Source organism: Paenibacillus sp. JT22N15, assembly GCF_059383755.1.
In genome coordinates, this window is record NZ_JBXENV010000017.1 from 81,135 (window position 1) to 93,358 (window position 12,224).

At 49.9% G+C, this 12,224-nt stretch carries 9 protein-coding genes; 8 read left to right on the top strand and 1 reads right to left on the bottom strand.

The features are described 5' to 3' along the window. Positions 1-27 precede the first annotated feature (27 nt). Positions 28-2,088 (top strand): polyphosphate kinase 1, encoded by a 2,061-nt coding sequence (ppk1, locus tag AC50X8_RS27410; RefSeq protein ID WP_155973388.1) that lies wholly within the window; start codon positions 28-30, stop codon positions 2,086-2,088. 87 nt (positions 2,089-2,175) lie between these two features. Here ppk1 and ppx read toward each other — a convergent pair whose 3' ends face one another. Next, the gene (gene ppx / locus AC50X8_RS27415) at positions 2,176-3,711 is read right to left on the bottom strand and encodes an exopolyphosphatase (RefSeq protein WP_056039809.1); all 1,536 of its coding nucleotides are present in this window, start codon (positions 3,709-3,711) and stop codon (positions 2,176-2,178) included. 198 nt (positions 3,712-3,909) lie between these two features. Between ppx and AC50X8_RS27420 the strand changes: the two genes are divergently transcribed. The 7 genes from AC50X8_RS27420 to AC50X8_RS27450 all read left to right on the top strand — a co-directional run bounded on the left by AC50X8_RS27420 (position 3,910) and on the right by AC50X8_RS27450 (position 12,222). Beyond that, positions 3,910-4,248 carry a hypothetical protein gene (locus AC50X8_RS27420; RefSeq protein WP_056039810.1) on the top strand — a complete coding sequence of 113 codons (339 nt, stop codon included), beginning with the start codon at positions 3,910-3,912 and terminating at the stop codon, positions 4,246-4,248. Positions 4,249-4,698: 450 nt separating this feature from the next. Then, on the top strand, positions 4,699-5,811 hold the full coding sequence (gene citZ, locus AC50X8_RS27425) for a citrate synthase (RefSeq protein WP_046229430.1): 1,113 nt from the start codon (positions 4,699-4,701) through the stop codon (positions 5,809-5,811). Positions 5,812-5,859: 48 nt separating this feature from the next. Continuing rightward, positions 5,860-7,155: an NADP-dependent isocitrate dehydrogenase gene (icd, locus tag AC50X8_RS27430; protein ID WP_056039812.1), complete on the top strand. Its 1,296-nt coding sequence runs from the start codon at positions 5,860-5,862 to the stop codon at positions 7,153-7,155. A gap of 29 nt (positions 7,156-7,184) precedes the next feature. Then, the gene (mdh, locus tag AC50X8_RS27435) at positions 7,185-8,126 is read left to right on the top strand and encodes a malate dehydrogenase (protein ID WP_494882727.1); all 942 of its coding nucleotides are present in this window, start codon (positions 7,185-7,187) and stop codon (positions 8,124-8,126) included. 183 nt (positions 8,127-8,309) lie between these two features. Further along, positions 8,310-10,514, top strand: coding sequence for a DNA helicase RecQ (recQ, locus tag AC50X8_RS27440; protein ID WP_494882733.1), 2,205 nt, complete (start codon positions 8,310-8,312; stop codon positions 10,512-10,514). A gap of 239 nt (positions 10,515-10,753) precedes the next feature. Then, positions 10,754-11,185, top strand: coding sequence for a hypothetical protein (locus AC50X8_RS27445; RefSeq protein WP_056039818.1), 432 nt, complete (start codon positions 10,754-10,756; stop codon positions 11,183-11,185). A gap of 80 nt (positions 11,186-11,265) precedes the next feature. Continuing rightward, positions 11,266-12,222 (top strand): sugar kinase, encoded by a 957-nt coding sequence (locus tag AC50X8_RS27450; RefSeq protein ID WP_056039820.1) that lies wholly within the window; start codon positions 11,266-11,268, stop codon positions 12,220-12,222. Positions 12,223-12,224: the final 2 nt, after the last annotated feature.

Genomic DNA, 12,224 nt, shown 5'->3' on the forward strand with positions numbered 1-12,224 from the left:
GGGGCATATATGAGGGAGGCGCACAAAATGACAAAACATTTGTCCCACTATGTTAACAGAGATTTAAGTTGGGCCGAATTTAACTGCCGAGTGCTTCAAGAGGCGCAGGATGTAAACAATCCGCTGCTTGAGCGGGCCAAGTTTCTAGCCATTGTATCCAGTAATTTAGATGAATTTATGAGTGTGCGTGTAGCGGGCATTCAAGAGCAAATTAAAGCAGGCTATTCTAAAATTGATTTTACAGGCTATACGCCCGCGGGCTTATGGAAACGATTAATTAAACGCACGAATCAAATGGTGCATGATCAATATAAATCTTATCGGGACGTGCTGCGCGGCTTGGGACGGGAAGGCATTGCCATCCGTTCAATGAGCGAGCTGAATATGACGCAGTCCAAGGCCGTATCGGAGTATTTTCATGAAATTGTATTTCCTGTCCTGACACCGATGGCGGTCGATCAGAGCAGGCCTTTTCCACTTGTACATACGAAGGAATTATATTTAGCTGTTTTATTGCGCCACCCGGAAGCCGCACCTGATGAAGACCCTCTATTCGCGATGGTGCAGGTACCATCGATTTTAGCAAGATTTGTCCCGCTGCCTGAACGCCCGAATAGCAAGAAGCGCGAATATGTGCTGCTGGAGGATCTGATTGAGCAATTTATCGATACCCTTTTCAATGGCTATGGAGCTTATGCGGTGCATGCGTTTCGTTTGACGCGCAATGCTGATTTTACGCTCAATGAAGATGCCGAGGATTTGCTGGAGGAAATTGAGAAGGAGCTGCGCAAACGCCGTTGGGGTATCTCCGTACGGCTTGAGGTTGCTCGCGGCATGCATCCGGATGCGCTGGATATTCTCAAGGATGAGCTGGAAATCGAGGATAACCTGATCGAAATTGATGGACCGCTCGATTTAAGCTTTATGATGAAGTTCGCTCAGGCTATACCAGGCTATGACCATTTGCGTTATGACAAAATGGAGCCGGTCTATCCGATGGAATTTGACGACACTGACGACATGTTTGAAGTGATTCGCCAGCGGGACGTTCTCATGTACCATCCGTATGAATCGTTTGATGCGGTTAATGATTTTGTGCTTCAGGCGGCCACCGATCCGGATGTGCTTGCGATTAAAATGACGATGTATCGGGTCAGCGGCAAGTCAGCGCTCGTTCAAGCGCTGGCTGAAGCAGCCGAATCTGGCAAGCAGGTGACCGTTGTTGTCGAGCTGAAGGCGCGATTCGATGAGGAGCGCAATATTGCTTGGGCGCGCCAGCTGGAGAAAGCGGGCTGCCATGTCGTCTACGGTCTGATTGGATTGAAAACCCATGCGAAAATATTGCTCGTCGTGCGCCGGGAGCAGGACACGCTGCGCCGTTATGTGCATGTGGGCACAGGCAATTACAATGACAGCACAGCGACGCTGTATACTGATATCGGTCTGTTTACATCTCATCCGACAATCGGCGGCGATGCATCGGCGCTGTTCAATGAGGTGACGGGCTATTCCGATCCATATGACTGGAAAGCTTTTGGCGTAGCTCCAACGGATCTCAAGCAGAAGCTGTTCCGCCTTATTGACCGGGAAATCGCCCATGTGGCGGCTGGGAAGAAGGGCCGTGTCATTGCGAAGATGAACTCGCTCTCCAATCAAGAGATGGTCGATAAGCTGTACGAGGCTTCGCAGGCAGGCGTGAAAATCGATTTGATTGTCCGCGGCGTATGCTGCTTGCGTCCTGGTGTTGCTGGCCGAAGCGAGAACATTCAGGTAATCAGCATTGTGGACCGTTATTTGGAGCATGCAAGAGTCATGTATTTCCACAATGGCGGGGAAGAGGAAGTTTATTTATCCAGTGCCGACTGGATGACGCGCAACCTGATGAAGCGGGTGGAGCTGATGTGTCCAGTGTACGACGCGCATTTGCGTCAGACGCTCATCAACATGCTGAACTTGAATTTGAATGACAATGTCAAAGCTAGGAAACTGCAGTCAAACGGCACTTATGTTCATGTTGAAAATGAAAATAAACCGTTCCGCAGTCAATTCGAGGCTAGACATATCCCAGGCTGGAAAGTACAAGTATAAAAAAGAAAAACGCGGTGAGAAAGGAATGCTCCATTCCTTTTTCACCGCGTTATTTTTTATGAAAATATTTAAGGAAAGCAACGATTTCTATGCCTGAATATAATCAGGCAGTTCGAGCACAGGAGTCAGCTTCCACAGCTTGGAAAACTCGGGAGCGAGCTCGCCTACCTCCAGACGCTCAACGGTCAGCGAGCTGCTAGGACGTACGGCATGCAGCTTAAGCTGCTCAGGCGTAAGAGAGACGGCCAGCCTGCTTAGCGCCTGTGTCTCGCTGCGGTCAAGCGCTGAGGCGAGCTGCAGTAGTGTGCCCAGCCTGCAGATTAACTCATAGTCGGATTCGACAAGCATCTCTTTGTAGGGACGGAGCTGCTGCCGTGCCCGACTTTTGCTTTTATAAGATGCGATCGAAGCCGTAATCAAAATTTCCTTATGGGACAATCCATTCAGATGCGAGTTGACGATTAAATAAAACGTATGCTTGGCGTAGTCGTAGTAGTCAATGGAAGCGCCAATTCGAAACAGGCTGGAAGCGGCATCAAGCAAAATCCGCGCTCGCGATGGCATTTGGTGCAGTTCCCTCAGCTCATCGTACAGCTGCAAAGCAAGCCGGTTTACCTGCGATACATGCTGCATCGGTGCAGCGGGATGAAGCATGCTGATGTTATGCAGGCTGAAGCCCAGCACATCCTGATGAGTAGACTCTTGCGAAAATCGTGTATCATGAAAAATGCCGTCGCGCAATCCGGCACCACAAATGATATAGCCCGAAGCTTTAGTCAGCTTGTAAAGCTGGCGCAGCACGGCTAAGCCGGGCACAATAACGTCTACCCGATCTTTGGACAGGCCGGGAAACTTGCTGCGCTTGTCCAGCGGCAGGGCCCGCAGCTGATCAAACACCATTTCGGCGTCCCCTCCGGGTATCGCATAATTATGTGTTTGATGAAAAGGGTAGTTCGTCGCCGCTTGATGGATTTTGCCCAGCGCTCTGGCGGTGCCCCCGACGCCAATCATGGGCAGTCCCTGCGCTTTGGCGAGCCATGGAACGGACTTGAAGGCTTCAAGCGCTGCATTGTCCAGCGCGCGCAAAGCCTCGTCGCTGAGCATGCCTTTGGATGCGAAACGCCGATTCAGGCTCACGCAGCCAAAAGGAAAGGAGACGGAGTGCTGCAGCTTGCGTCCGCGAAACAGCGATACCTCCGTGCTGCCGCCGCCAATATCAACTAATAGACCATCCTCCAGGTCCATCGCATTAATCATCCCAAGGAAGCCAAAGGCTGCCTCTTGCTCGCCGCTAAGCAGTTCTATATCAAGGCCGGTTTCGGCTTTTATCGCTTCCAAAATAACCGCGCGGTTCGAAGCGTTGCGAATTGCCGCTGTTGCCACTGCGCGGATTTCTCCAGTTCGGTTATGGGCGCAAATTAAGCGGAAATGGCTGAGTGTGCCGAGCAGCTCGCTCATTGCCTCAGCTGATAGATTGCCCTGATCGTCAATTCGTTCACTTAGACGCGCCGGGCGTTTGCTCCCATCAATGACGCGGTGTGCTCCGTGTGCTGTTCGCTCATAAACAACGAGCCTCACCGAGTTGGAGCCTATATCTATAATACCAATGCGATGTTCATTCATAGCGAACCTCCGATTTTTTGCAATAATTTATTTTAACATAGCAGATGAAGAATGTCCTAAGATGCGTAAGGCGACATTCAAAGCAAGCTTCTAGGGTTGCGAATCACGATATTCGAGATTTGTCGAATCAAGAATAAAAATGGATGTGTAAGACATATTAAAGGAGGCAGTTTATTAAACAATCTGGAGGTTTTACGAATGAATCAGTTTTCACAAACGAATATTAGCCAACAGCTTTCACAATGCGAGCATCTTCTACAGCAGCTGATGCAGCAAACACAGCAAGCATCAGGCATGTATCAGCAATTGTTGAAGCAAGAACAAGCGAATGCCGCCCAGTTGGAGCAAATTGCTCAGCGTGAGCATCAAGCGGCCCATATTATCCAAACCTCATTGCAAGGTCACCAAAAGGCGATGCAGCAAATGCAGCAAATTTCTAGCATTTGCAATCAAATTTCCAGTTCAAATGCGAACCAATCCTTTGCTTATCAGCAGCCACAGTACCAAGGCTCATCGTTTGGAGAGTTAAATCATTAACCTTCAAGCCATTTGTTTCTTTAGCCTATTATAGGGAAGAAAACTTGCTGCGCAGCAGGCCCTTGTCATTTCGGCATCAATCAATAACAGCAAAAATGAAGCAGCGGCTGTTTCCCGGTATTTTGCCGGGGAGCGGTCGTTTCGTCTATTTACAAACGATTATTAAAGCTTGTATCGTGATCGGTTAGTACTCTGCCTGTTTTTCTGTTAAGATAGAAGACAGGCGTTTACATCTAACTACATAAGCAGGTACCAGATCTGTCAGGGTGTCGAAAGGTGAGGTTATTTCACATGCCAGCAACCCCATCACAATTTTCTTTCTTACTGATAAAGCATTTTTATATGTGCTTTTGTTCACTTTGTTGTCAAAATCATTTATGATTATACGGACGACATGGATTCGAATGATATTTTGCGATGTGAAATTTCCAAGCTAAAGGAGAGAGAACGATGACAGCAACTAAAGGTCTGGAAGGAATTGTCGCCGCTTCTTCGTCAATCAGCTCGATTATTGACGGAGTGTTGACATACCGCGGTATAGATATTGATGATTTGGCAGAAAATGCGACATTTGAAGAGGTTGCCTATTTGTTATGGTATGGCAAACTGCCTAATCGTTCCGAGCTAGCAAAACTGCAAGAGCAGTTAGATGCATACACAGCAATTCCTGAAGGCGTTATCCAGCAAATTAAGCTGTACCCGAAGGACACGAATTCGATGGCGGCACTTCGTACAGCCATTTCAAGCCTTGCTCTATATGATGAGTCGGCTAATGAAATGACTGCTGAAGCTAATCAGCTGAAAGCGATTAAGTTGCAGGCGCAATTGCCAGCCGTTGTAGCAGCGTTCGCTCGCATTCGTGAAGGCAAAGATCCAATTGCTCCGAAGAAAGGCGTATCCATCGCCCATAATTTCCTGTACATGCTTACGGGCAAAGATCCTGAAGAGGTTGCAGTGAAAGCGCTTGATCAGGCACTTGTGCTGCATGCTGACCATGAGCTTAACGCATCTACATTTGCGGCACGTGTAACGGTAGCGACTTTATCTGACATTTATTCCGGTGTTACCTCGGCAATCGGCGCGCTCAAAGGCCCGCTGCATGGCGGCGCTAATGAAGCGGTAATGGTTATGCTGGAGGAAATCGGCTCCTTTGCCAATGTTGAGCCATATATCAACAATGCGCTTGCGAACAAGCAGAAGATTATGGGCTTCGGTCACCGCGTTTACAAAAACGGCGATCCACGCGCCAAGCATCTGCAAAAGATGTCGCAAGAGCTCGGCAAGCTGACTGGAAATTTGGAGCTTTATGAAATGTCGATCAAGATCGAAGAGCTCGTTACCGGTCAAAAAGGCCTTAAGCCAAATGTAGATTTCTACTCTGCTTCCGTCTATACGACACTAGGCATTGCTCGTGATCTATTTACGCCAATTTTTGCGATTAGCCGCGTTTCCGGCTGGAGTGCTCATATTCTTGAGCAATACGAGAACAATCGCTTGATTCGTCCTCGCGCCGACTATATCGGTCCAGTCAACGCGAAATATATTCCAATCGACGAGCGCTAAGCGCTGCTTTTAGTACCGTTACACAAATTAAAGGAGGAATTATAAACAATGGCTCAATTCGAAAAATTCGCATTACCTACTGAAGGCGACAAAATCACTATCGACAACGGTGTGCTGAACGTTCCTAGCAATCCAATCATTCCTTTCATCGAAGGCGACGGCACAGGCCGCGACATCTGGCGCGCTTCGAAACGCGTGCTTGACGCAGCTGTAGCGAAAGCTTACGGCGGCGACAAAAAGATCGCTTGGTACGAAGTTTTTGCCGGCGAGAAAGCATTCAATGAATACGGCGAGTGGTTGCCAGCTGATACGCTGACAGCGATTCGTGAATATATCGTAGCAATCAAAGGTCCTTTGACTACGCCAATCGGCGGCGGCATCCGTTCCCTGAACGTAGCGCTTCGCCAAGAGCTTGACCTGTACGTATGTCTGCGTCCTGTTCGTTACTTCGACGGCGTTCCTTCCCCTGTAAAACGCCCTGAGCTGGTTGACATGGTTATTTTCCGTGAAAACACAGAGGACATTTATGCAGGTATCGAGTACCAAGAAGGTTCCGCAGAAGTGAAAAAAGTGATCAACTTCCTGCAAACTGAAATGGGCGTTAACAAAATCCGTTTCCCTGAAACTTCCGGTATCGGCATCAAGCCGGTTTCCAAAGAAGGTTCGCAGCGCCTTGCCCGCGCAGCAATTGAATATGCGCTTAAGCATGGCCGCAAGTCGCTTACACTGGTACACAAAGGCAACATCATGAAATTTACAGAAGGAGCTTTCAAAAACTGGGGCTACGAAGTAGCTGAAACAGAATTTGCAGAGCAAACCTTCACTTGGGGTCAATATGACCGAATTAAAGAAGCAGAAGGCACAGAAGCTGCAAATGCAGCACAAGCAGCTGCGGAAGCAGCAGGCAAGCTGATCGTGAAGGACGCTATTGCGGACATCGCTTTGCAGCAAGTTCTGACTCGTCCGACTGACTTTGACGTAATCGCAACGCTGAACCTGAACGGCGACTACCTGTCCGATGCACTTGCAGCGCAAGTTGGCGGTATCGGTATCGCTCCAGGAGCAAACATCAACTACTTGACTGGACATGCTATTTTTGAAGCTACGCATGGTACAGCTCCTAAATATGCAGATAAAGACGTTGTTAACCCAGGCTCGGTTATTCTCTCCGGCGTAATGCTGCTTGAGCACCTTGGCTGGCAGGAAGCGGCTGACCTGATCTACAAAGGTCTGGAAGCATCGATCAACAACAAAACAGTAACTTATGACTTTGCCCGCTTGATGGATGGCGCTAAAGAAGTGAAATGCTCCGAGTTCGCTGACGAGGTTATTAACAACTTCTAGAACCAACAATGGCTGGAGGTAATGAGACAATGGCAATCAAACGCAGAAAAATTACTGTTGTTGGAGCAGGCTTCACAGGCGCTACAACTGCCCTGATGGCAGCACAAAAAGAGCTAGGCGACGTTGTGCTCGTCGATATTCCACAATTGGAAAACCCGACAAAGGGCAAAGCGCTTGACATGCTTGAATCGACACCAGTACAAGGCCTTGATGTTAACATTATCGGGACGTCTGACTATGCAGATACGAAGGATTCCGATGTCGTTATAATTACTGCGGGCATTGCCCGTAAACCCGGCATGAGCCGTGACGATCTTGTTAACACCAACGCGGGTATCGTGAAATCCGTTTGTGAGAACGTAAAGGCAACAAGCCCTAACGCTTATGTCATTATTCTTAGCAACCCGGTTGACGCTATGACTTACGTTGCTTACCAAGCGCTTGGTTTCCCTAAAAATCGCGTTATCGGCCAATCCGGCGTTCTTGACACTGCTCGTTACTGCACATTTATTGCGCAAGAGCTTAACGTTTCCGTGGAAGATGTTCGCGGCTTCGTGCTTGGCGGTCATGGCGATGATATGGTTCCACTTGTTCGGTATTCCAACGCTGGCGGTATTCCTATCGAGAAGCTGATCTCAGCTGAGCGCATTGAAGCGATTGTACAGCGCGCTCGTGTTGGCGGCGGCGAAATCGTTAATTTGCTCGGCAACGGCAGCGCATATTATGCGCCAGCTGCAGCGCTTGTGCAAATGACAGAAGCGATTTTGAAGGACAAAAAACGCATTATTCCAGTTATCGCTTACCTTGAAGGCGAATATGGCTATGACGATCTGTTCATGGGCGTACCCGCGGTTATTGGCGGCGATGGCATTGAGAAAGTGCTGGAGCTTGATTTGACGGCAGAAGAAAAGGCTGCGCTTGATCAATCAGCGCAATCGGTTCGAAATGTTATCCAAATCGTAACTGCTTAATGGACTTAGCTAAAGCAAGCTGGCTTATATAAAAGATTTAGTACGGGAGGACCCTGACACTTTGCTGGCAGGGTTTTTCCGTTTGAAATATAAGAAGTTGTAAGGTTCCCCCTTATAATGGGCTTATATTTGTAATGGGTCTATTTTTTAGGATGCTTAATGTGCAAAGGGAGGGAAAGAAGCATGCTGGAGCAAGCTAGAGCCGAGCTGAAACGGGTGTACGGCTATGACTCGTTTCGACCTGGACAGGAAGCCATTATTCAAGGAATACTGGAAGGCCGGGATACGCTTGCCATTCTCCCGACTGGCGGAGGCAAGTCCGTCTGTTACCAAATACCGTCCTTGCTGCTGAATGGAACGACGCTTGTTGTTTCTCCGCTCATATCGCTTATGAAGGATCAGGTCGATGCGCTGAACAGGCTCGGCATTCCAGCGGCATTTTTGAACAGCTCGCTTGGAGCTGTAGAATACCGGGAAGTACTGCGAAGCGCGTTCAGAGGCGATTACAAGCTGCTGTATGTGGCGCCAGAGCGGCTTGATGCGCCAATGTTCAGCTCACTTAGCGAGCAGATGGAAATTCCGATGATCGCCATTGATGAGGCCCACTGTGTCTCGCAGTGGGGGCATGATTTCCGCCCAAGCTATCGCCAGCTGGCAGGCTGGATTGGACAGCTCGCTAACCGTCCGCTAGTTGCAGGCTTTACCGCAACGGCAACGGACGAGGTGGCGCGGGATGTATCGGCTATGCTGGGCATGCATGATCCGAATATTTTTGTGAGCGGCTTTGCTAGGCCGAATTTATCGTTGTCGGTCATTAGCGGGGCGGACAAAAAGAAATTTTTGCAGAAGTTTATAACCGAGCGCGAAGAGCAGTCGGGCATTATTTATACGGCTACGCGCAAAGAAGCCGAGTCCGTGCATGATCAGCTTGTACGCAAAGGGATTGCCGCAGGCAAATATCATGGCGGCTTGTCCGACGAGGAGCGAGCGACGACTCAGGAGCGCTTCCGTTTCGATGAACTGCGCGTAATGGTCGCCACGAATGCGTTTGGCATGGGCATTGACAAGCCTAACGTGCGTTATGTGCTGCACTGGCAAATGCCCGGCGACGTTGAGTCGTATTATCAGGAAGCGGGCCGGGCGGGACGCGACGGCGAGGAAAGCGAATGCATTTTGCTGTTCGAGCCTCAGGATGTGCAGGTGCAGCGGTTTCTTATCGAGCAGGGCGTCGGCGATACAGAACGGAAGTCGATTCAGCTGTCCAAGCTGAATACGATGATGAACTACAGCCGGACGCATCGCTGCCTGCAGCAGTTTATCGTCGATTATTTTGGCGAGAAAAATGTAGAGCCGTGCGGAAAATGCGGCAATTGCCTCGACAAAAGCGAGCTGGTTGATCGAACGTCGGAAGCGCAGAAGGCCCTTTCCTGCGTTGGCAGAATGCGCGGTCGGTTTGGCGTGACGATGGCAGCTAAAGTTCTTAAAGGCTCACGCGACAAACGGCTGCTGGAGTTCAGGCTGGATGAGCTCACTACATATGGGCTGCTCAGCAGCTGGCCAGAGAAGGAAATTACCGATTGGCTATATTGGCTTGTCGCCGAGGGCTACTTGCGGATGAGTGATGGGCAATATCCGACCGTCTCGCTCACGACGAATGCTTTGCCTGTTCTGGAAGGCAAGGAGACGGTCATGCAGCGTCTGCGGACAACGGTAAAACGCAGAGATTCGGGGCAGGGCGGAATGGCTTCTCCGCTGTTCGATGCGCTCAAGCAGTGGCGCAAAGAGACGGCAGCCCGCGAAAATGTGCCGCCGTTTATGCTGTTTTTTGATGCAACGCTCAAAGAACTTGCTGATGCCAGACCACTAACGGAAGATGAGCTGCTGCAAACGAAAGGGATTGGCGCAGCCAAGGCGCGGAAATATGGTGCCGAGGTGCTGGCTATTATTGGCGAGCATGCAGGCAAGCCTAACGAAGCAGCTGGCGGTGCAGCAGGAGGGGCAGCTTCCTTTTCAGGGCAGGCATCTGCTGTTGGGCAGTCAAGGACGGCTTCCGCAGAGTCTTCCAGCAGGGGAGGGAATGATGAAACGCCTAGCCATGTGCTGTCTTTAGAGCTGTTTAATGAAGGCAAATCGCCGCAGGCCATTTCCGCAGAGCGCGGCCTCAGCCGGGTAACAGTGGAAGGGCATATTATCCGCTGTGCGGAGGAGGGCTATGAGCTGGACTTTAGCCGAATTATTCCCGCCCATCGCGAAGAGGAAATTGTAGCAGCCATTATGGAGCTGGGTCCCGAGAAGCTGCGTCCGATTAAAGATGCGCTGCCGGACGATGTCGATTATTTTGCGATCCATGCCGTTATTTTTAAATACGGCCTGAAGGCAGAGGATTGAGCGAAGGCTAGTTTTTTAACGGAGTAAGTTAATGGGTTTATGGAAGTTCTTTGTATTTGCTAGGTTCATTTAGTATACTGTGTTTAGTAGAAAAACGGTGCTAATGCAGCGCTGGCGGGCACTCATCGCATCGCTACAATAAAGCTTGCGCATTTAAGCGCAAGCTTTGCCATGTGAGAATTAAGCCGATGCTTGCCTTGCGCTTGCTGCCCCGCAAATTTTTTTAGGAGGAAAGCTGAATGTATAACGTAATGGTTTTGCTGCATTTATTGGGCGCTGTAGGGATGGGTTTTTATATTGTGCTGCCGATTATGATTGGCCGGGCATCGAAGCTTGCAGGAGTAGGACAGGAAGGGCTGGCTGATGGCCTGCTGTCGGCAAACCGGGTCGCACAATATTTTCTCATTGTCCAACTGCTGACAGGCGGCTACATGATGTCGAAAGGCGATTATGCCGTAATCTGGATGATTATTGTAACGGTTTTGTTTTTGGGGATTGCCGCATTGGGCGGTATTATTACGAAGCCGCTGAAGCGCATCGTTTCTTCTATTCGTGAAGGTCAAAGCGCTTCCGCACATATCGGCAAAGCTCGCGTCATGAGCCTAATCGTGCTGGTGCTGTACCTGGTTGTTATTTATTTTATGCGTTTCCCGATTTTTGCTACAGTATAGCAAGTCGGCAAGTGAACACCGTGTTTGTTTGATTATGGAAGGAAAGCGAACTCAAATCAACGTTGCAGGGGGCGGAGAATGTGGGACAAGCATCACCAGACATCATTACATTCGGAGAATCGATGGCGCTATTTATGCCGCAGGAGCATAAGGCGATTGAACGGGCGACTACACTGGAGCAGGGCTTCGGCGGGGCGGAAAGCAATGTCGCCATTGGCCTTTCACGCTTAGGAAGCTCGGTAGGCTGGTTCGGCGCTCTTGGTAATGATCCTTTCGGGCGGATTATATTGAAAACGCTTCGCGGGGAAGGGGTAGATGTATCCCGCGTCAGGCTGAGCGAAGAAGCGCCAACGGGCATGATGTTCCGCGAGACGGTAGCAGGCCGCATGGCCGTGCATTATTACCGCAAGCATTCTGCTGCAAGCCGGATGGAGCCAGAGCATCTTGATGAGGCGTACATTCAAGGATCGAAGCTGCTGCATGTAACGGGAATTACAGCGGCGCTTAGCGAGAATTGCCGCCGGACGGTGCGGAGAGCCATCGACATTGCAAAGGATGCTGGCGTCAAAGTAAGCTTTGATCCCAATTTGCGGCTGAAGCTTTGGTCGATCGAAGAAGCGCGGGAGGTGCTGCTGCCCTTTGCGGCTGATGCGGATTACTTTTTGCCGGGCTGGGATGAGCTGATGCTGCTTTACAACACAGATAGCTATGATGTTGTAAAGCAAAAGCTGCTTGAACTGGATGCGGTGAAGATCATTAAAGGCAAAGATGATGCGACGATCGTGCTGGATGGCAGCGAGGAAACGGCTGTTCCTTTCTATAAGGCGGACAAGGTTATTGATACGGTCGGAGCGGGCGATGGTTTTTGCGCTGGCTTTTTGGCAGGGATTATGAAGGGAATGACGCCTGTCGAAGCTGTAAAGCTTGCGAGCATCAATGGCTCACTCGTCGTTCAAATGCGTGGAGATTGGGAGGCGCTTCCAGAATGGAGCGTTGTCGAGCAGCGAATGAGCGATAAAGCATGGGTGGAGCGTTAATT

Excerpts from the sequence above, each read along its gene's own strand:
- ppk1 (WP_155973388.1), top strand. The coding sequence starts at position 28 with ATGACAAAACATTTGTCCCACTATGTTAACAGAGATTTAAGTTGGGCC.
- ppx (WP_056039809.1), bottom strand. The coding sequence starts at position 3,711 with ATGAATGAACATCGCATTGGTATTATAGATATAGGCTCCAACTCGGTG.
- AC50X8_RS27420 (WP_056039810.1), top strand. The coding sequence starts at position 3,910 with ATGAATCAGTTTTCACAAACGAATATTAGCCAACAGCTTTCACAATGC.
- citZ (WP_046229430.1), top strand. The coding sequence starts at position 4,699 with ATGACAGCAACTAAAGGTCTGGAAGGAATTGTCGCCGCTTCTTCGTCA.
- icd (WP_056039812.1), top strand. The coding sequence starts at position 5,860 with ATGGCTCAATTCGAAAAATTCGCATTACCTACTGAAGGCGACAAAATC.
- mdh (WP_494882727.1), top strand. The coding sequence starts at position 7,185 with ATGGCAATCAAACGCAGAAAAATTACTGTTGTTGGAGCAGGCTTCACA.
- recQ (WP_494882733.1), top strand. The coding sequence starts at position 8,310 with ATGCTGGAGCAAGCTAGAGCCGAGCTGAAACGGGTGTACGGCTATGAC.
- AC50X8_RS27445 (WP_056039818.1), top strand. The coding sequence starts at position 10,754 with ATGTATAACGTAATGGTTTTGCTGCATTTATTGGGCGCTGTAGGGATG.